Origin of the sequence: Streptomyces sp. NBC_01450 (assembly GCF_036227505.1) — a bacterium.
GTDB lineage: Bacteria > Actinomycetota > Actinomycetes > Streptomycetales > Streptomycetaceae > Streptomyces.
Map to the genome: position 1 here is coordinate 625,382 of NZ_CP109481.1, position 19,922 is coordinate 645,303.

17 protein-coding genes and 3 pseudogenes are annotated in these 19,922 nt (G+C 66.4%); 8 read left to right on the forward strand and 12 right to left on the reverse strand.

The annotated features are described in order from the left end of the window. Positions 1-534 precede the first annotated feature (534 nt). On the reverse strand, positions 535-1,557 hold the full coding sequence (locus OG568_RS51245; protein WP_329536984.1) for a S66 peptidase family protein: 1,023 nt from the start codon (positions 1,555-1,557) through the stop codon (positions 535-537). Between the two features lie 216 nt (positions 1,558-1,773). Here OG568_RS51245 and OG568_RS51250 point away from each other — a divergent pair. From OG568_RS51250 to OG568_RS51265, 4 genes and pseudogenes are all read left to right on the forward strand, one after another. Continuing rightward, positions 1,774-2,213 (forward strand): annotated as a pseudogene (locus OG568_RS51250) (pentapeptide repeat-containing protein); the annotation flags it as partial. A gap of 12 nt (positions 2,214-2,225) precedes the next feature. Next, complete coding sequence (locus OG568_RS51255; RefSeq protein WP_329536985.1) at positions 2,226-2,579, forward strand: NUDIX domain-containing protein; 354 nt, start codon at positions 2,226-2,228, stop codon at positions 2,577-2,579. After that, positions 2,576-2,767: a hypothetical protein gene (locus OG568_RS51260; RefSeq protein ID WP_329536986.1), complete on the forward strand. Its 192-nt coding sequence runs from the start codon at positions 2,576-2,578 to the stop codon at positions 2,765-2,767. Before OG568_RS51255 ends, OG568_RS51260 begins: the two co-directional genes overlap by 4 nt. Before the next feature lie 174 nt (positions 2,768-2,941). Further along, positions 2,942-3,427, forward strand: a complete 486-nt coding sequence (locus tag OG568_RS51265) for a MarR family winged helix-turn-helix transcriptional regulator (RefSeq protein WP_329536987.1) — start codon at positions 2,942-2,944, stop codon at positions 3,425-3,427. Between the two features lie 228 nt (positions 3,428-3,655). Here OG568_RS51265 and OG568_RS51270 read toward each other — a convergent pair whose 3' ends face one another. Further along, complete coding sequence (locus OG568_RS51270) at positions 3,656-4,030, reverse strand: transposase (RefSeq protein WP_329536988.1); 375 nt, start codon at positions 4,028-4,030, stop codon at positions 3,656-3,658. 32 nt (positions 4,031-4,062) lie between these two features. Here OG568_RS51270 and OG568_RS51275 point away from each other — a divergent pair, with 32 nt between their 5' ends. Continuing rightward, positions 4,063-4,374, forward strand: coding sequence for a hypothetical protein (locus OG568_RS51275; RefSeq protein ID WP_329536989.1), 312 nt, complete (start codon positions 4,063-4,065; stop codon positions 4,372-4,374). A gap of 26 nt (positions 4,375-4,400) precedes the next feature. Here OG568_RS51275 and OG568_RS51280 read toward each other — a convergent pair whose 3' ends face one another. Further along, positions 4,401-4,958 (reverse strand): transposase family protein, encoded by a 558-nt coding sequence (locus OG568_RS51280; protein WP_329536990.1) that lies wholly within the window; start codon positions 4,956-4,958, stop codon positions 4,401-4,403. Here OG568_RS51280 and OG568_RS51285 point away from each other — a divergent pair. Then, entirely contained in the window at positions 4,957-5,352 is a 396-nt protein-coding gene (locus OG568_RS51285) for a VOC family protein (protein WP_266594024.1), read from the forward strand. The genes OG568_RS51280 and OG568_RS51285 overlap by 2 nt on opposite strands. 208 nt (positions 5,353-5,560) lie before the next feature. Here the strand turns inward: OG568_RS51285 and OG568_RS51290 are convergent. Further along, positions 5,561-6,036, reverse strand: a pseudogene (locus OG568_RS51290) (FMN-dependent NADH-azoreductase); the annotation flags it as partial. 109 nt (positions 6,037-6,145) lie between these two features. Beyond that, positions 6,146-6,626: pseudogene (locus OG568_RS51295) on the reverse strand (IS6 family transposase); the annotation flags it as partial. Between the two features lie 1,241 nt (positions 6,627-7,867). Here OG568_RS51295 and OG568_RS51300 point away from each other — a divergent pair. Then, on the forward strand, positions 7,868-8,749 hold the full coding sequence (locus OG568_RS51300; protein ID WP_329536991.1) for a patatin-like phospholipase family protein: 882 nt from the start codon (positions 7,868-7,870) through the stop codon (positions 8,747-8,749). After that, on the forward strand, positions 8,746-9,960 hold the full coding sequence (locus tag OG568_RS51305; RefSeq protein WP_329536992.1) for a macrolide family glycosyltransferase: 1,215 nt from the start codon (positions 8,746-8,748) through the stop codon (positions 9,958-9,960). Before OG568_RS51300 ends, OG568_RS51305 begins: the two co-directional genes overlap by 4 nt. A gap of 885 nt (positions 9,961-10,845) precedes the next feature. Here the strand turns inward: OG568_RS51305 and OG568_RS51310 are convergent. The 7 genes from OG568_RS51310 to OG568_RS51340 form a co-directional block, all read right to left on the reverse strand. Then, on the reverse strand, positions 10,846-11,733 hold the full coding sequence (locus tag OG568_RS51310; protein ID WP_329536993.1) for an NAD(P)-dependent oxidoreductase: 888 nt from the start codon (positions 11,731-11,733) through the stop codon (positions 10,846-10,848). A gap of 114 nt (positions 11,734-11,847) precedes the next feature. Continuing rightward, the gene (locus OG568_RS51315; RefSeq protein ID WP_266423277.1) at positions 11,848-12,387 is read right to left on the reverse strand and encodes a flavin reductase family protein; all 540 of its coding nucleotides are present in this window, start codon (positions 12,385-12,387) and stop codon (positions 11,848-11,850) included. 101 nt (positions 12,388-12,488) lie between these two features. Beyond that, positions 12,489-15,461, reverse strand: coding sequence for a BTAD domain-containing putative transcriptional regulator (locus OG568_RS51320; RefSeq protein WP_329536994.1), 2,973 nt, complete (start codon positions 15,459-15,461; stop codon positions 12,489-12,491). A 137-nt stretch (positions 15,462-15,598) separates the two neighbouring features. After that, the gene (locus OG568_RS51325) at positions 15,599-16,459 is read right to left on the reverse strand and encodes a cupin domain-containing protein (RefSeq protein ID WP_329536995.1); all 861 of its coding nucleotides are present in this window, start codon (positions 16,457-16,459) and stop codon (positions 15,599-15,601) included. A 152-nt stretch (positions 16,460-16,611) separates the two neighbouring features. Then, positions 16,612-18,141: a 4-hydroxyphenylacetate 3-hydroxylase N-terminal domain-containing protein gene (locus tag OG568_RS51330; RefSeq protein ID WP_266423285.1), complete on the reverse strand. Its 1,530-nt coding sequence runs from the start codon at positions 18,139-18,141 to the stop codon at positions 16,612-16,614. A gap of 278 nt (positions 18,142-18,419) precedes the next feature. Next, positions 18,420-18,992: a TetR family transcriptional regulator gene (locus OG568_RS51335; protein ID WP_329536996.1), complete on the reverse strand. Its 573-nt coding sequence runs from the start codon at positions 18,990-18,992 to the stop codon at positions 18,420-18,422. 218 nt (positions 18,993-19,210) lie between these two features. Beyond that, the gene (locus OG568_RS51340) at positions 19,211-19,795 is read right to left on the reverse strand and encodes a carboxymuconolactone decarboxylase family protein (protein ID WP_329536997.1); all 585 of its coding nucleotides are present in this window, start codon (positions 19,793-19,795) and stop codon (positions 19,211-19,213) included. Positions 19,796-19,922 lie beyond the last annotated feature (127 nt).

Consider the following 19,922-nt stretch of genomic DNA (forward strand, 5'->3'; position numbering starts at 1 on the left):
GAAAATCTTGCCAGGGCCACGTTTGCCTGTACGCCGACACCAGTCGAACGCCGCCTTGTAGATCGCGCGCCACCGCTGCGCCTGGCTGCGCTGGAACAGATCGTCGTTCTTGCTGATGGCCGGCCAGTCGGTTACCGCGAGGATCCGCTCCATTGCCTGGCGGGCGCGGCAGCCGGGGGCGGTCGCGGGCTGAAATGCGGCGGGGTCCAGCGTCGGGCCGGTGGGGCCGGCGCAGCTTGCTCCGGTGTACCGAGCGTTGCGTAAGGCGTTCGAGGACAGCAAGAACGAGCCCGGGGCGGCGAATTTCCACTACGGCGAGATGGAGATGCGCCGACACGACCGCACCGGTGGCTAGGGCGGCGCCATTCGGCTCCACCCGGGGCGCCTTCAACTGGCCCCGCTGAGAGGGGCATTCGAAGGTACTTGGGGGTGGTGGCGAGGCGAAGTGGCCCCACCCTGGGTCTTGCGGTGGGACGGTGGATGTCCGCCGAGGGTGGGTGCTGCCGAGGCTGTCGGCTCGCTGATCCGCGTTGCTCAGCCGCCCGGTCCGATCAACGTGAGCGGCCGTACCGCCGGTTCGAGCAGCGACAACGTTCGCTGCTGCGCGTCGAGAGCGACGCGGATGCCGACGGGCATCGGCAGATTCGGGCCGGCATGTCCGAACTCGACGTTGCCCAGGACCGGGATGTCGCGGTCTCCGAGGACGTCGAGGACGATCTCGCGCAGGGTCGGGGACGCGTCGGGCGAGTCGAGTCCGTCGATCCCGTCCGGGATGCCCACGACCATGCCGGAGATCCGATCGAGGATGCCGGCGTGCCGTAGCACCTGCAGATAGTTCCACACATACGATGCTTGGCCGCCCGCCTCCTCCCAGAACAGCACCGCGCCGTCGAACCGTTCTAGCGGCAGCGCGTAGGGCGTCGCCTGGTTCAGCACGATGCGGTTGATCACTCCGCCGATCAGGTGGCCTTCGGTGCGACCGGCACGCCAGCACTCCCACGTCGGGGTGGCCGGCAGCGCACCGATCGGCTCGGTACCGGTCAGCAGCGTCGTGTAGAGCTTCTCGAGTTCCGCTTGGCGTGCTGTGGTCGCGCGCTGCCAGTGTCCGCCGAGTCCAGGGGTGGCCAGGTCGGTGTGGAAGCCGACCAGACCCGTGCGTGCGTAGAGCACCAGATGCAGCAGCGAGATGTCGCTGAAGCCGAGGATCGGCTTGGGGTCGGCAGTGATCGCCTCGAAGTCGATCAGGTCGAGGTAGCCGAGCGCCGTCTGGCCGCCGTCATGCGCGATGATCGCGCGCACTTCGGGGTCCCGCAGAAGAGCGTTGAGCTCTTCGGCGATCTCCGCCGGCCGAGCCGCGCTCCACCAACGGTGCCGCCCTGCTTCGAGGAGCGGTGCCCGCCGCACGCGGAATCCCATCCGCTCGAGCACGACCACCGCGTGCTCGAGGTCGGGCTCGTAGACGGCATGGAGCGGCCCGGACAGCGATGCGATAACGACGAGATCTCCGGGCCTCAGGGCACGAGGTCGAAGCGGTTGAGGCAGTGCAGTAAGGGTCACCGAGGGAGTATCCCGACACCCTCAGCACCACGCGACACATTTACCGACCGACCGACAGGCCAGCATGCCTTGCCTACATGCCCCGGCTCTGGGCCCAGAGCAAGCCGCCCTCCGGGGTTACTTCACGACGCCTGATCTTCACAAATCATCCCCAAACTGAGGCCAGTTGGAGTCGTCCCGGGTGGAGCCAAATGATGCCGCCCTAGCCACACCGGCACCACGCGCGCGGAGCGTGGTCTGCTGCACGGCTATTGGATGCTGTCCGGCTACGGCTTACGCGCCTCCCGGGCCCTCGGTTGGCTCGCCGCGACCATGCTCGTCACCCTTGTGCTGCTGATGGGCTTCGGGCTCCCCGACGATGATCCGAAACAGGAAGCGACCGGCACCGTCCCGCCTGGGAGCGGGAGTGTGACCTTCGAGATCGGCAAGGACGATCCGCACAACCCGACCGGGAACCGGTTCACCGTGAGCGCTTTGAGAAGGCACTGAAAGTCACGCTCAACTCGGTCGTGTTCCGCTCCGCCGACCAGGAGTTGACCACCGCCGGCATTTACATCGAGATGGCCTCTCGCCTCACCGAGCCCGTCCTCCTGGGCCTCGCGGTCCTCGTGGTCCGCAATCGCGTCAAACGCCTGACCCCGATACCGCGGTCGTAACGGCAAGCGCGCTTGTGGGGGCGGACCTGCCCGAAGGCCGGTGAACCGCTCGACCGCGCCGCGCGACGCGAAGCGATGGAAAAGACGGGGGTGCGCATCAGCGCCGACCAGCAGGACTTCCGCGGCCTCGTCCACCACCACGAGCCCGGCGAAGGCATGGCCCGGATCACCGCCGTGTTCGTCGCCCAGTCCTGTACCGGGGAGCCGCACAACGCCGAGCCGGACAAGCACGAAGGGCTGTTCTGGGCGCCGATGGAGAAACCCCCGCCGGACTGCCACCCCTGCACCGCCGCCATCTTCCACATGCTCACCCACGGCCCGTCGTACCGGGCACTGAACTGGCTCACTTCGGGGGGCGCCCGGTGAAGAGGTTCTTCGGTCCGGTGAAGATGGCCGAGCCTCTGGTCTCCGACGCCGAACAAGAGCTGTTCGGCGGACCGCTGCGCTACGACCTGGGCTGGTCTCAGCACGAGCACACGGGCCTGGACCTGACCATGACGTCCGCGCTGCGCTCCATGCCCGCGCTCGTCGGCGCCACGCTGCGCATGGCGTGACAGGCCGACCGGCACGCAATGCTGGCTGTGGCGGTCAGCGAGATCGGCCAGGGCATGGCCGCGGCCATCGCCGCCGACCACTACACCACCAACCTACGACCAAAGCCTCAGACGCCCCAACTCAACCACGAACGATAGCATATCGAATGATATGGTAGGCTGTAAAATGCGCTCATGAGCGCCGACATTCCTCGCCAAACCACCGCCTCGCGTGTAACCGACCGCCCCCGGGATGCCCTGCCTTTGCCTCTCGGCTTGCTGCTGCGCCAGGCGCACTGGCGCTCGGCCACGGTGATGACGGAGGCGCTTCGGCCACTCGGCATCGAGTTGCGGCATTTTGCCGTGCTGATCGTGCTAATCAACCGCGGGCCCACGGTGCAGCGGGACTTGGCTGTGGCGACGGGGTCGGACAAGGCGGGAATCATGCGGGTCGTGGATGACCTGGAGCGCAGGGGGCTGGCCGTACGCAAGACCGTTCCGGGAGACCGGCGGGTGCGAGCAGTGGAGATCACGCCTCAGGGCGTCGAGCTTTGCGATGCAGCCCATGTGGCGACGGAGCCGCTGACTGAGCGTCTGGTTGCCGAACTAGGGCCCGGCGAACCCGAGCAGCTGACGGATCTACTGACCCGGTTTACTTACCCCGCAGGCGGTAAGGCGTAAGCGCGCCCGCTCCCCGGTTGCCTGCCGCGTGGGCGCACCGGCTTTCGCGGCGAACCCGGCCTTGAGAACTACGGCTCGTCGCCACGCGTCGGCCGTGGCTGCGGGCTGCGGGCTGCGGGCTGCGGGCTGCGGGCTGCGGGCTGCGGGCAAGGCTACGTCGCGGACGGGGACCGAGCTGTCCGCACGGCTACCGCGCCGCACGCCTGGCCGGCGGTGCGCTCCGCTGCCTCATGCTGATGTCAAGCCACGAGACAAAGTGTTGGCCGGGTCATAGAGGCGTCGGTCTCGCAGGATGACATAGAGGGCGTTGACCTTGCGCCGGGCGAGGGCGATCAGGGCCTGGTGGCGTCGTTTGCCGTCGGCTCGCTTGCGGTCATAGAAGGCCCGCGAGGTCGGGTCACGCTGGATGGAGCAGAACGCGGCCTGGTAGAAGGCCCGTTTGAGGGATTGTTCGCCGCCGGTCGCGCTGCGCGAGTAGCGGACCTTGCCAGACTGCGAGAGCACCGGGAGAGGCTTGAGGCAGCTGCCAAGGCGTCGCCGCTGCCGAAACGGTGGATATCGCCGACCGTGGCGAGGAGCTCGGCGGCGAGAGCAGCCTCTCACCCCCTGCAGGCTGCGGATGAGGGCCCGTCAGAGTGGTCGGCGACCAGCTGCTCGATCTCGCCTTCCAGCGCGCTCAGCCGGGCCTTGCCGGCCAGCAGCTCGTCGGCGAGTTCGCGGATCAGCTGAGCGGTTCGGCGTTCTGCGGGGACGACGGTGAGCTGGGCTTGTGCGGCGGTGTGCGCGGCCTGCGCAGTGGTTGTTTTGACTCCGTGCCTACGCAGATAGGCCGTGATGCGGCGGATCTCGGCCGGAGTGACGGCCTGCAGGTCGTTTTCGACACGATGGTTGAGCAGTGTGTGACCGCGATCATCGGTGACCGCGACCCAGTGAGCCCTTCTCGGTAACGTCTCGTGACGGTTCGTGACCTTCGTCAGCAGGTGCGACCGTGCTCCATCTGGAGCAGGACGAGGGCGGCGCGGGTGATCCGGGTGATCGCCTTGGGGTCGAGGCTGACCCTGCGCAGAGCCTTGAAGGCCACCTTGAGCAGGGCGTTGGCGCGTTCGGCCACGCCGTGGACGCCTCGGATGACGGAGTTGAACGCCTTCGCGTCGTCGGTAAGTTCGCCGCCCTTGGGTTTCTTGACCGGGTGGCGGAGGCCGGCCCCGGCGTTCTGGTAGCCGAGGTCGGTCAGGGTGGGGATGTCCAGGGTGTCGGCGAGCCGAGTCAGGGCGGCGATCAGGCCGTGGGTACGGGCGCAGGTGGTGTCGTACTCGCGGCCGGACCGGACCGGCCAGACCCAGAGCGGCCAGCCGTCGGGTGCGGAAATGACCTGGACGTTGCCGCCGTGGTGCTTGTGCTTGCCCGACAGGGGCTTCTCGCGTATCTGATGCCGGGTCAAGCCCGTCTGATGTCCCTGGTCAAAAGGATCTCGGATCTGTCGGACGGGCGGCATACTCTGAGCCCCGTCCGCACTATCTGGGAGAGTCATGACAAGTAGGTTCACCGAGTTGACCGTTGACTGCCACGATCCGGAGAGACTCGCGGCCTTCTGGTGCGAGGTCCTGGACTTCAAGGTGATCGACCGGAGCGAGGGCAAGGTAGAGATCGGCTCCTGGGTGCCGACCATCGAGGATGTTCGGGCCCGCCAGATGCCGCCCACCCTGCAGTTCATCCAGGTGCCCGAGGGCAAGACCGTGAAGAACCGGCTTCACCTCGACGTCAGCCCGATCGACGGCAGCACCGAGGACGAGGTGACCAGATTGCTCGGCCTCGGCGCCACCACGACGGATGTAGGCCAGGGCTCAGACCGAAACTGGGTAGTCATGGCAGACCCCGAGGGCAACGAGTTCGACGTCCTACGCACCCTGGCACCGCAGAACTAGGCCGCGAGCGGGCACCCGCCCCCGTCACACACCGCAACCATCACGTTGCCGAGAAGACCTCAGTGGAAATCCTTGGCGAGGCCGAAATAAGACTCATCCCTGCCCTCCCGCACAGTCCCAGAGCCGCGAGCTCATGGGACGCATTCAAGAAGGTAGGGCCGTGCGACGTCCTGGGGCGAGGCGTCACACGGCATCCACGGTCCGGGGGTCACGCGGCGAGGCGCTCCGCGAGTTGTTTGGCCTTGGCGCTCGCGTCCTGGAAGGCGCGCTCGCGGGAGGCCTCGTAGAGGGGGACCAGTTCGGACATCGCCGGGTTGCGGGGGGCCATGGTGAATTCCGGGACGATGAAGTCCAGGTCCAGGCCGAGGGTGTCCTGGAGGACGGCCTCCAGGTAGTTCTGTACGAACTCGTAGCCCTCGCGGGGGGTGCCGGGTGCGTAGGAGCCGCCGCGGCTGGCGACGACGACGGCCGGGGTGCCCTGGGCGGAGGGGGTCGGGCCCGCGGCGCGGCCGGGCAGCAGCACGTTGTCCAGCCATGCCTTGAGGGTCGAGGGGATCGAGTAGTTGTACATGGGGGCGCCGATCAGGACGGCGTCCGCCTGCTCCAGTTCCTCGATGAGCTGCACGCGCGCGGCGAACGCGGCGGACTGCCCGGGGTGCGCTGGGACGGGGCGATGTAACCGGCCTTGCTCGTCAGCCCTCCACGGACCTGCCGATCAGGGCCTCCTTCAAGCGGATCCTGCGCCGTCGCCTGACGTGCCGCCGCTCTTCCTGGTCGGGGTCGCCACGTCCGTCCTGTGCGAGCGGTGCTCCACGGAAGGCATGACCCCGCGGTGGGCCACGCCGTAGGAGCGGAGCTTGTCCGTGACGACCACCCGCGCCGCCGTACGCGTCGTCAGCAGGTGGCGGAAAAAGCACCTGGCCGCGGCGGTGTCCCGGCACTTCTGCACCAGGGTGTTCATCAGCACCGTCCCTTCTTCCTGGTCCACGGCCCGCCCCAGGTACTTCCGCTCCCCGTCACCTTGATGAAGACCTCGTCCAGATGCCACTGTCGCCAGGCCGGGACTGCCTGCGGCGCAGCGCGTCGGCGTAGTCCTGGCCGACCTTCCCACACCACCGCCGCACCGTCTCATGCGAGATGATCAGACCGCGCTCGAGCACCAGCTCCGCGACCTCGCGGAGCGACAGCGGGAAGCGGAAGTACAGCCACACACAGCGGGAGATGACCTCGGCCGGGTACCGGTGCCCTTTGTACGACGGCGACGCGTCCCCCACCCGCGTTCGACATCATTCGTCTCGCCTGGATGCGCGAGGTGCCCGCTGACCTGCGGGCTCTCCGCTTGGGCCCCGAATCGCCCGTTTCTCTAGGCATAGAGAAACGGGCAGGTAGGCGGCTTGGCCGATCACGTCGATGGGCCAACAATGGGCCGAGGGACGGTGGAGATAGACCCCTCTGAAACGGCGCAAGTTGGCGGTCTCAGGGCGGGGTTCGTGATCGACGCTCTGTCGTCGATCACGCAGCGGCTTCGAGACGGTCTTCGGCCAGGTCCTCGGAAACCGCACCGGAGTCCCCGCCACCTGCGGAAACGCGAACGCCCAGAGAAACGACCTGCGGCAGCCGAGAAGGTGAAGCCGCAGGCCGGCGGGCATGCCGTTGCTCCAGAGGCTCCGAATTACGTCGAACCCGGGCCCACGGACACCCTCCTCCACCATGACCAACCCCGAGATCATCTCGGGAACCAGCCCATGCGACAGCGCCCGCGGGGCCCGCAGCGGCTGCCGTTCCGTCCGCCCTCTCAACCCGGCGCTCATGGTGACGCGTTGAGGAAAGACCACGGTGACGTCGACCGGCCGCGGCGGGTGATCCGAACTGATGTCGCGCACCTCGCCTCTTACCCGTCGTCGACCAGGCCCCTGGAGGACAGGGACGTACCTGCACCCCCACGGCGGGCGCCTCGGTGACCGCGGTCGCTACGGACGACCGGCGATCAACCAGAGAATGAGCGCCGAGTCCAGGTTCTGGCTGTATCGGTGGACAGCGGAGATCCCGCGCCCGCCGGTCCGCGCGGGCAACGACTCGATGACGTAGCTCACGGCCTGGGGCGTGGTGCTCGAGGTCACCGGCGTACTCGACCTCTCCGCTTGACAGTGCTGACCGACCACCGGAGCCACAGGTCTCGCGCGACGGCATGCACCTCCAGGTCTGCGGATGCAGTGCGTTGTCACGGGTCTCGGTAACGGGCCTCACCGGGACACGCCTGGCCGACGGTGTCACAAACCGCGTGGCCACCCGGTCTTACTTGGAAACCGGTCCGATTCGGCGCCATGGTCAGAAAAGCGGAGGGTTACTTGCCTCAAAGACCAACCTCATGGGCATGCTCTGCGGCGGAGGCGAGTCGTCGAGCAGCCGTGAGAGACGTCGAACCGTGACGGGCGACAAGGGGGCGATTCCCTCGTCATCGAGCCGGCCGCCCGGGAACCCGACGTCGGCGGGCTTGCGCGCTCTTCCCCGTCCCGTGGCAGTGGTGGTGGGCGCCGGTGGGGTACTCGGAGCGGCGCACGTCGGTATCGGGTACGCGCTGGAACAGCGCGGATTCGTCCCGGACATGATCATCGGAACCTCGGTGGGTGCCCTCAACGGGGCCATTGCGGCCGCCTGTCCCGAGAGGGCCGCGCCGTGGCTGGACCACGTGTGGACCCAGTTGCATCGATGTGAGGTGTATCCACTCGGCTACCGCCTGTTCTCACGGTCCAGCATCTTCACCGATCGCGGCCTGCGTCGACTGATCGCTGGGGCTGGGCTGCCGTCGCGGATCGAGCAGCTGCCGGTCCCGTTCACCGCGGTGGCCACGGACCTGGACACCGGCGATCCGGTACTGCTCGACCACGGAGACCTCGAGTCCGCGCTGCTGGCCAGCGCGGCCGTTCCCGGGATGCTCCCCCCGGTGGAACGTGAGGGCCGGGTGCTCGTCGACGGCGGAGTGACCGCCTATGTCCCGGTACTGGCGGCCCTGCAGGCCGGGGCGGCCAGCGTGGTGGTGGTGCCGACCGGGCCGGAGAGTTCGCCGTTGCGCCCCACCACCACGCGCCGGCGTGCCAGCGCGATCGCCGCCAGGGCCGGGCTGGTGCTGTTGCACCATCAGATCGAGCGTGACCTGGACGAGGTGTCCAAGCATATCCCGACCGTTGTGCTGCCGACCGGCATCGAGGTCTGGCCCGCTCCGTGGGACTTCCGCCAGACTCAGCGCCTGATCAGCACCGCGTCCCGCACGGCGGGGCGCTTTCTCGACGGACTGCGCATCAGCGGTCCGGGACTGTACCGGGTCGACGAACCTTCAACGACACCCGCCAGTCCGGGCGAGGCATCCACTTCTTCCCTATCGGGGGGCAGCCTGTGAGTACCATCGCGTACCTCAACATCGGCATGCACGGGCACGTCAACCCGACGCTGCCGGTTGTGGCCGAGCTTGTTCGGCGCGGCCACACCGTGACGTACCACACCGCGCCCGCGTTCCGTGAGGAGATCGAGGGCACCGGCGCGACTGTGTACGACTACTCCGGGGGCAGCCTGCCGGTCCCCGATCCGCCGACGACAGCCGGGTTCATAGAGATGCTCACGGGCACTGCCGTCGGCTTGCTGCCCGCTGTGCTCACCGACCTGCGCGGTGTCCGACCCGATCTGATCGTCCACGACAACGCCTGCTTGTGGGGCGCGGTCGCCGCCCGCGAACTCAAAGTGCCTGCGGCGTCGTCGTACACCACATTCGCCTACAACCGGCATGTCCCCAGCATCACGCGCGGTTCGTGGGGGCTGCTGGCCGAAGCGATGACTCGGCCCCGCAATCTCCAGGACTTTCTGCTGTCTCGCCGGGCGCTGCGCCGCCGCTACGACATGCGTGGGTTGCCCCTGGTCGACGTGGCGAACATCTGTCAGCCGCTCAATCTGGTCTACACCTCGCGGGCGTTCCAGCCCGGCGCGGAGGAATTCGACGAGTCCTACCAATTCGTCGGCCCAAGCATTGGCGCCCGCCCCACCGACCCGTCGTTCTCGGCCGAACAGCTGCAAGAACCAGTGCTGTACGCCTCGCTGGGTACGGTGTTCAACGCCGCCCCACAGCTGCTGCGCACCTTCATCACCGCGCTCGCCCCGCTGGGCGGCACCGTGATCGTCGCCACCGGGCAGACCGATCCCGCCGCGCTGGAGCCGTTGCCGCCCAATGTGCTTGCCCGCCGCTTCGTACCGCAACCGGAGGTACTGGCCCGCGCGGCGCTGTTCGTCACCCATGGCGGGATGAACAGCGTCAACGAGGCCCTGTACGCCGGGGTTCCGATGCTGGTGGTCCCGCAGGGCGCTGACCAGCCGATGGTGGCCCAGCACGTTGCCGAGCTCGGTGCCGGACTGTCGATCCGTACTCAGGACGTCACCGAGGCCTCCGTACGTGACCTCGCCCAGCACCTGCTCGACGACCCCCGGTTCCGGGCAGCCGCGACCACCCTGCAGGCCGCCCAGGAGGAGGCGGGGGGATACCGTCGTGCCGCCGACGAACTCGAGCGGTATCTGCATGCGGCCGGCTCGGTGCGTCAGCCGACCGCCGTCGATCCGTCATAGACACCTCAGGGTTCTGCAGCAGGGCACAGTGCGATCATGGAGCTGGGGTGGTCGCGACCGCCCGCAGTGTGGTCGTCGATATGATCGATCTCCAGAAGGGGCCGCCCCGCTGTAGTGCGGTAGGGCAGGTCTGGGAGCAGACACTCTGGGTTCTCACACCGGTCTCAGCTGCGCAGCAGGACCGCCTCACGGCGGCCCGGTCGGGTACCCGGCGATGCCCCGAGACGGACAAACAATCGTCGTCTCGCCCCTTCTTCTCCCGTGCCTCGGCCCACTCTCGCAGTTCGCAGTACCGCGCCCGCCTCGACACCGTCCTTGCGCGGATCCTCTTACTCGCGAACGACTCCGCACACAAAGTACCCTCGCCGAGCAGCGCGGCATCGCCCGCCGCGCTGACCGCCTGTCCCACCTTCAGCAGCCCCATTGCCCGGCTCTGCCCGTTCATGACGTAGAGGACTGTGAACTGCGTGCTCCGTGAACCATCTCCGCGGCAACCAGGCCCGCTTCGATTGTCTTGCCCACACCGATCGAATTGCTCAGAAGAATCCTCCGGCCAATACCGAACCGTCCCAGGCCACCCACCGAGCCTCCGACGCCGGAGGCCGCGCCAGGTCTCCGGCCCGACAGCCAATCAGGCAGCAACCGTCCCTCCGGACCATCGCTTCCCCGTACGAGCCCTTCCCACCCTCCTTCGGCTCGGCAAGCCGCCGTCCCCCGTTCCCGAACCGCTCGCGGAACCCCTGTTCTGCTGGATCGACAGCCGGGGCAACATGAACACCGCGCCCCCTGCCGGTGGCTGTTCCCCTGTCGCCGAGCAGGGCAACCGCTCCACCCAGATGTCCTTCCGGCCCTCCTCAACGACCTTGGTATTCCCACCACCGCCGGTCAAGCAGATGTCTGACCGGCCTCACGCTGAAGCCGGATGAGGAGGGCCATGAAATCCAACTCACCCAAGCCGGTCGAGATGCACGCCTGAAGCAGTTGCTGCACAACGCCGGTGACCGGCAGCGGAACTCCACCGGCTGCCGCCGACTCGAGGGCCAGATCCACGTCCTTGCGCATGAGCCGCGAGCTGAACGTCGACGTGTAGTCGTCCGCCAGGAGGGGCCCGATCTTGTACTTCACGAACGGTGACGCGACCGCCGAGGCACCGACGATCTCCAGAAGCTTGTCCCGTTGTACGTCGTGTGCCTCCGCCAATGCGATGCACTCGGCGAGAAGTTCGGCCGTCCCAGCGACCATGAGGTTGAGAGCCAGCTTGATGATTCGTGCAGCATCTCCTTCGCCGGCGTAGAACACATGGGGGCCGATGTCGCGGAGCAGGCTTTCGACGGACGTAAAGACGGCGTCCTCACCCGAGGCGATGATCGTGAGGTTCCCGGCACGCACGACTCCCGGGTTCCCGCTCACTGGAGCGCGTAGGTACTGGACGCCGCTGGCCGCAGCCGCGGCGGCCACATCACGGGAGACGTCCGCAGAGACAGTGCTCATGTCGATGAAAGTCCGTCCCTTGCCGGACGCGGCGTGCGCGAGCCCCCCGTCGTGCCCGAGCGCGACATCGGCCAGGGCACGGGAGTCTGCGACCATCGTGATGCAGACCTCCGACCGGGCCCATGCCTCATGGGGAGCGTCCAGCTCGAACGCGCCCTTGGCCACCAGGCCGTCAGCCTTGCCTTTCGACCGATTCCAGACACTGACCTGATGGCCTGCGCTGATGAGTCGTTCGGCAATGGCGGATCCCATCTGGCCGAGACCCAGCACGGATACATCCACGTTCATCTCCTGGAGACAGGGTGCGCGACGTGCGCAAAGGGTTGTTGATATCACCCAGGCCCGACACCTCACGGTGACGCGCGGTACTGGCCTGGGCGCCTGGGCGGGGTCCTGCTACATCGATGCAGCGAGCTGCCAGTCGAACGCCAGCTGCGCATGGGAACGGGGGTCGCAGAGGCTGCCGAATCTTCCGCCGAAGTGCACGAGGGGGTCCGGGTCGACGGAGTAACCGCAGCTGACCACCTCGCCGATGAAGATCGTGTGGTCTCCCCCGGCGATCTCTTCGTTCACGTTGCAAGCGAAGTGAGCGACTGAGCCGTCGACTACGGGGAGGTCGTGGTCGGTTCGCAGCCCGACGCCGGCGAACTTGTCGTCACACCGGCTCGCGAACTGAAGCGCGTGCCGTTCCTGACCCCGCGAAAGGACACTGACAGCGAAGACTCCGGAGCGGGAAATCGCGTCCCTCGTCGCAAGGGTGTTTCCGACGCACACCAGCAGCAAGAGCGGATCCAGTGAAACGGACGCAACCGCACTGGCCGTCATCCCTGCTGGTCCGTTCGGAGTCTTGGTGGTTACGATCGTGACGCCGGTCGTGAAGCGCGCCATTGCTCCGCGGTATGTAGCACGCATCTCCTGCGCGGTCGATGCACCCATGATGCCTCCGTTGCCTGTAACGAGACGGCTTGAGCGTTTCCTGTAACCAGCTGACTTGAGTCTGACTGACGACATGTTTACCGACGCGAAATCGGCCGGCCCTATCGGCGCAGCTGCACGACGAGCCGGCGAACCTCGTCGGACGGCGGCACGCCGAGCTCCCGCATCCGCGCGACGTACCGTTGGTAGAGCGCCAGCACGACGTCATCGCTGCCGCTGGCATGCGCCAGCCTGATGGCGAGCTGCCAGGCCTGCTCGCGGTAGGGGTCTTCGCGAAGCACGTGGTCGACCAGTCCCTTTGCCTCGCGATAACGGTTCAGTCGATACGCGAGGTTGGCTGCGGCGACTCGAGCCGACAAGAAGGTCTCCGCCAGGACTACACGGCGCTCGGCAACCCAATCCCCTGAGACCGTCGCAAGGTAGGGCCCCCTCTCAGCAATGCGGAGGGCGTGCGACAGCGTCTGGAGACGAATCTCTCCGTCCTGCCTCCCAGCCTGGGCAACGAGGTCGACTGCCCGTTGTGCCGAACCCATGGCCAACGCGGGGCCGACCAGTTGAACAACGTCGCCATCCTGCGTCGCGCCCAGGCCGTCAGGCAGTACCTCGCGAAGCCGGTAGAGCGCCTGCCGCAGATAGCTTCGGCTGGCAGCATCGCTGCGGCCACCAAAAAGCACCCCGAGAAGCTCTTCGCGTGTCGCCCTGCGATCGGGCGTCCAGAGCAGGTAGCTGAGAAGCTCGACACTCTTCGTCAGCCGAAGCTGAGCCACGTTTCCGTCGACCGTGAGGGTCGGCTCGCCGAACTCCTCGAGCAGCAGCCGGGGCGTACTCGCGCTCACCCGTACGGGATGTTGGCTCGAGAGGACAGCGAGGGTCTCGTGCCAGGGCGACATGCGACTGGACTTGGTGTCCGCAGCTCTGGCCGCAACCGACGGCATGTCGGCCAGGGCCGTCAGCAGCAGGTGCTGCGTACTGTGCGTCGAAGCGGAATCCATCGCAAAGTCGGCCGTGGCGTCGGACTCATCTTCAAGGCCAAGACGCCATTGCGCCTCGGCCAGGTACACGGCAGCCGTCGGGAGCTCGAGATGGCGGTCTCCCTGCTGCATGCTCCGGAGGCATTCCGAGAGGTGCTCGTGCCCCTCGGCATCCCTGCTTTGCAGAAGCATCGACAGACCCGACCACATCTGCCATGTCTCCCGTGTGAGGGCGTACTCCGAGGCTCCGTTGGCAGCTGCCTCCGCCAGCACACTGTCGGCACGCTGTGTGTCACCCTCGAGGCGCAGCCACAGTTTGGCTTCGACAAGCAGGCTCATGTTCTTGTACACCTTCGAGCCGGTTGACGCGATGAGCTCCCTTCCTCGCTTGATGGACGCGCAGGCTTCCTCTCCGCGGCCGAGGTCAAGCATGAGATCGACGGCGTCGACGGCATGCAGCCAGACCGGCTGCGATGAACCACTGCGAGGCTCGAACATCGACATCGCGGCATCGAGTCGCCCGGTGGCGCGCAGCGCGGCAACGACCCAAGGACCGCCGAGTATCGTGCGCCACGGATCGAACGAACCCGGATCGTCGAGTCCTTCCAGACGACCGCGCATGAAAGCAAGCCGCATCAGCAAACCGTCGAGTGGGCCGGACGGCATGGTCGAGTACTCGGGGAAAGGCGGCTGCTCCCCGCCAGTGGCCAGCGCGATCAGCGTCTGCGCGATCAGCCAGTTCCGACCCGGTGGCAGCCGATCGGCAATAGACTGCGCCTCCTCGATCCGCCCAGAGTGCCAAAGGCACCAACAGGCCAGGACGTGGGCCTCTTCGAAGTCGGGATCTCCCACACCCGGAAGCCAGTCGTATCCATGGCGATCGACAAGTTCCACTCCACGATGAGATTGCTCGAGTGCGAACGCAACGCGCAGGATGACCGATCCAATCTCCGGGGTCAGAGTCCGGACCGACGCTCCCAGGGCATCGAGCCACCGTGCCGCAGGCGCGAAGTCCATCCGCGCAACGAGGCTGGGAAGGGCCACCGCAGCCAGCCGCCCAGCCGCCTCCAGGTCACCGAGCCGGAGCAACTCATCGACGGCTTCCTCATGCTCACCGCAGGCGATCAGGACCTCGGCGTACCTACGACGAACCACGCCGAGCGTCTTGGCATCCTCACGTCCCAGAGCCTCGTGCAGAAAGTCGCGAAACACCGGGTGCGGCGTCATGCGCGAACCGTCCGAGGACCACGTCACCGGAAGATGCCGGGCGCGGAGATCCGCCATGACCTGCGCTGCGTTCTCCTGTCCCAGGGCCTGGGCACCCCCAACCGATACCTCCTCCAACAGACTCGTATGAAGGAGGAACGTCCTCTCAGCCAGGGAAAGCGAGTTGAAGACGTTCGCTGCGACATACGACCGCAGCGAGTCGGGATCCAGCTCACAAGACCCTGCATGACGCCAGCCCTCGAACAAGACGCCAGTGACCCAGCCCCCTGTCGCCGCCACCGCCTGAGCCGGATTCACGTCGACATGGCCGACAGATCGAAGTGCCGCGCCCGCTTCCTGAGCGTCGAAAGCAAGATCGCTCTCGACCAGCCCACCCACCCGGTCACGCTCGCTCGTCGAGCCCGGGTCGAGGCGGACATCGACGCGCGAGATCAGTACGAGGTTCACATCGGATGGCAGGTAGCGGGCGAAGGACGACAGCACGGCGATGCAGGTCTCGTCGGGGGCGATCCGTTCCACGTTGTCACACACGAGAATCAGTCGACTCCCCTGGAGACTTTCAGCCAGCAAACCGGCTGCCTCACCGATGTGAAGACTGCTGCTCAGGGCATCAGTCGCCACATCGGCTGCGCTGGGGACAACGCCCTCGACAGCCGCCTCGAGATAGACGAGCAGGCGGCCCGCCGCCTGCTCCGTACCGTCGAGTGACAGCCAGGCAACGGGCCTGTCGAGATCACTGACGGCCAGGACCACTGCCGTCGTCTTGCCGGCCCCAACTGTCGCGAAGACGTTCACCACAGTGTGGCGGTCGAGCAGCCCTCTCAACCGTTGACTGAGCCTGTCACGGACGACGACACCTTTCGCCGGCTCCGGCATTGCCAGTTTCCGTCTGATGATCGCGCGATGTTGGCGACCTGGCGCCTTTGAGCCGCTTGGTCGATCGGAATCGGAGTCACCCATCGATGGTCGAGCCTCCGTGCTCCTCAGTGCCCGTCAGTGATCCTCAGTGATCGTCAGTGCTCATCCGGGACTTTACGCCAGTCGTCCGGGAAGAAGAACCCGTCCGAAGTCGGAGGAATCGGCGACTGCACTTCGACCCAACGGGCCGGCTCCTCACGTTCGTTGACGAAACCATGTGTGCCGTTGGTGCCTGCCCACACCAGATCACCTGTCTGGATGACCTCGTCATTGCCGTCGAGGGTCCCTCGCATCCCGCCAGAGGTGAAGTAGTAGATCTCCTCGAACGGGTGGTAATGGACCTTGGCCGCCTTGCCCGGGCCGGACTTCGGCGCGATCTCGCACACGAAGACAGTGTGATGCTGTGCTCCCAGCAGCTGGTCGACCATCATCCTGAGGCTGATGTTCTTGACGTTGGGACCGTGGTAGCCAGGCATCGACAACTGCGCGTAGGGCGCCATGTCCGAGTCCTCGAAGTGCCCGACGAAGCGATGCCGAGGGTCCGTCTCGGACGGGCGACCGAGATTCTCACCCAACGAGGGCTTGGCGGCAATGCTGCTGCGGGCTCCGTCGAACGTCGGCGGCTTCGGTGCGCGTACCCCGAGCCATGTCAGTCCCTCATCACCGGCGGAGAGCGAGTGGGCGATGCCGACAGGCGCCACACCGTAGTCGCCGGAACCGAGTTCGTAGCGCAGCCCTGCAAAGGAAGCTTCGCCGGATCCGCCTGTGATGAACCACGACTCCTCAAACGGGCAGCGAGCCCAGCCCGTTGTCGCCCCGGGAGCCAGCTCGTACAAGCTCACTTCCAGGTGAGCGGCACCTTGCTCGTGTCCGACCAACAGCGCCTGTCGAAGACCCGGAACGCCCTCGACATCGAAGAACTTCCGGTCCGCCGCACGTGCAATGTAATAGGCCATGTCATTCCCTCCGTCCACACGCGAAGGTGCCCGGGCCGGCATCCCTCGCCCAGTTATTGCTGATCCTCATCGAGCCTCTGCCCAGGGCAACGCTGAGGGCCGGCGGTTCGCGGCCGAAAGCCGCCACGAACCGCCCCAACACCGTCGTCGGCTCAGCGAACCTGTGAACCCTCAGCCCGTGCGCCGTCAAGGCGTCGGGCATATTCGGCCTGCTCGGTGTAGGCCGTCACCTCGGGGGCGCCGGGCTTCTGAAGGCCACAGACCTTCCGAGCAAGCGTTGTGAGCGGCCCGGAGGGTGACAGCTCCGAGCGCTTCATCGTGTGCATCCGAGTGGGGAGCATCGGGGTCCCGTTGAACTGCTCGAAGGTGCTCACCCTGTCGCCGAAGTCGGAGAGGAACAGGTCACGGACGACGCGCGAGATGCGCAGGCGGTCGTAGGGCTCGCTGACCGCCCCTGCCTGCAGCGGTTCCAGCCAGTCGTGAAGCTCGGGGTTGTTCCACTGCTCCTCGGTGGGAAACAGGAGCGAGGCACGGCCGGCAAGGTCGATCACCTCGTTCCTCATTTCCGCGTACCTCTCCAGGTAGTACGACCGGCCGAAGTCGAAGAGCAGAACGTTCGGCTTGTAGAGCCCCGACGGTGAGATGAACCCTTCCGTCTCGGACGCGATCACGTGGGCTCGCATCGTCTGGTAGAACTCGACGAGACGCGCCAGGCGCGCCTGGACCGGTGGAATCTGGTAGGTGCCGAGGTGCTCGGTCATCAGCATCGCGAGTCCGACCATGAGTTCGGCCCGGACCATCTGCCGGATGAGCGCCTCGTAGTGCGTCCAGTCGAAGATGCGCTGCGGGTACAGCGACGCGTGCTCGGGACTTCCGATGTGGAACACAAGATCCCACGGAATAAACACGTTGTCGAAGATGACGGTGCATTCGAGCTCGTCACCGGTCGAAGAAATCGGGTGGTTGTCGGGGTCGTCACGCACCGTCGTCTCGCGGGAGACCATCGAGACGCCCGGCGCGTTCGCCGGACAGGCGCCGTAAATGACCTGTTCACTCTCGATTCCCGGGCGGAAGAAGACGCCGATGTGAATGTAGTCGGCGAACGGCACACCGGTGGCCACGGCTTTGACACCGTTGACCACGATGCCGTCGTCGCGAGTCTCCACGACACGCAGCGCGGTCTTGGCCGCGTGCTGCCTGGACCGGTCGATCTGAGGGTCGATGAAGGCGAAGGCGCAGTTGAGGTCGCCCTCCTTCACCAGATCCAGGAACTTTCGGATGCCCACGGTCAGGTCACGCCCGCCAGTACCCACGGACTGGTCGCTCCACGGCTGCGGGTCCTCTTCGTAGGTGACCAGGCCGTAGTTGTTCGCGCACGGAGTCCGCCCGATCGATCCGCCATCGAGCTCCCGGACCACGGTCTCCAGATATACGCGCTTGCGCCGCAACCCCTCGGCGTCCCCGTGCTTGAACCACATCATCGAACGACGCACTCCATCGTCGTCGACGAAGGTCATGATGTCCTGCATCTCGGGCTCGTGATGCAGGTCGTAGAACTTCGCGAAAGTTCTGGCCGCTGCTCGGGTCTTCGGGTGTGTCGTGACGTCATCGACCCGATCACCTCCGACCCAGACAACGCGCCCGTCCCTGAGAGACTCCAAGTACTGGTCGCCAGTTCGCATCAAATGCCACCTTCTCCACTTCACCGAGTACCATTGCGCACGGACTGTTCCTGCCGAGTCGTCATTCAAATTCCACTCGGCAGAACGTCACTGGGAATTTCAGTGAACCCGTTTATGAACCTACCCCTCAACGCGTTAGAGGATGCGAAATCGACGTCACAACCGGCTGACGCTTCGAACCGTGCAATGCGAATCGGCGACATCACATCTCACCGTGAAATGGACACTCGCTCGGCCGTTGATTCCTTTAAGTCTGGCCAGGAGACGTTAGTGGCGCGTTAATCGCGCCGAGACACCGTTGGCGATGTTGCAGCACTCCGAGAGCGCAGCGAACGGGGCGTCAACTCTCTGTGTTCGCAGAGTTCGCGGAGGAGCACGGTGACATGTTCGGCGGACAGCGTGGCGGGGAGCGTGTGGGCGGCGGCGTGCGGGTCAGATATGGCGTTGAGCAGGGTCCTCACATGGCGGTGCCAGAGATGGCAGGCCTGGGCCCAGTAGCGCGCCCGTGGTCGAAGTCTCCGATGTGCGGACCAGATCCGGGAGCTGGGGGCGGGCCGTTGAGGACGACTTCCTGGCAGCGTCTGCTCGCGGTCGGTCAGCAGCGCGGTGGCCAGTCCGGATCTGTCGCCGAAGCGACGGAACAAAGTGCCCCTGCCGACACCTGCGGCAGCCGCCACCTGGTCCGTGGCGGCGCCGTCCGCGCTATGTTCGTCGAACAGTCTCGCGGCCCCGAGTGTCGCCCCGCGGCTGCGCGCCGCATCCGCGCGCTCTTTGCGCGGCGGGGCCGGCATCGGCACAGAGTTCCGGCGGGTCCTGTTCATGTCCCCCGTGCAGTTCCCTGACCACAACATGTGGTCAGGGAACTACGGATCCCAAGGTGCTGCGGAGCACTGGTTCACGACGAGCACCACGGCCCGCGAGGCCTCCCCGCCTCGCTTCGCCTGCAAGCGGAATGGCCGCCATGAGCGGCAGCGCGTTCGTAAGCTGCTTGCCGCGCGCGTAGCTCATCCGGATACAGCGTGAGGCCGGCCAGACTCCTGCCTGACCGGCCTCACTGCCCTACGCGGTTTCAGAGCCGGTCTGCCACAGGTGCGGGTGCCTCCGGCATGTCCAGCTCGAAGTCCATGACACGGTGGAAGCGTGACAGCGCATTCCACACGCTGATGCACATGACAAGCTCTACCAGCTCCGCTGCGTCGAACGCCCGCTGCACGTCGTCGCGGACACTCGTCGAAACGCCGGTGGGGTTACTTTCTACGGGGACCGCCGGAAGGGCGACCGTCATCTCCTCAGCCAGCTGAAGGGCCAGCCGCTCCTGCTCGGTGAAGCCTTCGAGCTTGCCGTTCGCAACCGCCGCGAGCTCGTCGACTCCCACCCCTTTGGACAGCGCCGACGTGCAGCGGTGACTCGCTGTATAGCGGCAGTGGTTGAGCACGGCGACGCGTACGCCGACCAGCTCCTTCACACGCTGCTCCAACGCGCCCTGGCCGTTGAGCTGCCCGAGGAAAGGCAGGTATTTGGCGAACAAGCCGGGGCTGTTACCGATGCCCGCCCAGGTGTTCAGCACTTCGCCGAAAGTATTCACCCCCTGGGCTAGAGCGGGTTGGTCGACCGATGAGAACTGATCGGGTGTGAGTAGCGGCACCAGCGACATGAGAATTACCTTTCGACGGGTCCTGCCTGGAAGCGGCCGGATCGGGGTGAAGGTGGGCCGGACTCCTGGGGCCTGGCCATATCTGCGGGCTCGTTCTGGCGACACGGCGAAGCGCCGGGTTTCCGTG

Bases quoted from the DNA above. Each gene is read 5' to 3' on its own strand.
- OG568_RS51340 (WP_329536997.1), bottom strand. From the start codon at position 19,795: ATGTCGCTGGTGCCGCTACTCACACCCGATCAGTTCTCATCGGTCGAC.
- OG568_RS51285 (WP_266594024.1), top strand. From the start codon at position 4,957: ATGACAAGTAGGTTCACCGAGTTGACCGTTGACTGCCACGATCCGGAG.
- OG568_RS51280 (WP_329536990.1), bottom strand. From the start codon at position 4,958: ATGACTCTCCCAGATAGTGCGGACGGGGCTCAGAGTATGCCGCCCGTC.
- OG568_RS51315 (WP_266423277.1), bottom strand. From the start codon at position 12,387: ATGGGTGCATCGACCGCGCAGGAGATGCGTGCTACATACCGCGGAGCA.
- OG568_RS51335 (WP_329536996.1), bottom strand. From the start codon at position 18,992: ATGTTGTGGTCAGGGAACTGCACGGGGGACATGAACAGGACCCGCCGG.
- OG568_RS51325 (WP_329536995.1), bottom strand. From the start codon at position 16,459: ATGGCCTATTACATTGCACGTGCGGCGGACCGGAAGTTCTTCGATGTC.
- OG568_RS51330 (WP_266423285.1), bottom strand. From the start codon at position 18,141: ATGCGAACTGGCGACCAGTACTTGGAGTCTCTCAGGGACGGGCGCGTT.
- OG568_RS51265 (WP_329536987.1), top strand. From the start codon at position 2,942: ATGAGCGCCGACATTCCTCGCCAAACCACCGCCTCGCGTGTAACCGAC.
- OG568_RS51320 (WP_329536994.1), bottom strand. From the start codon at position 15,461: ATGCCGGAGCCGGCGAAAGGTGTCGTCGTCCGTGACAGGCTCAGTCAA.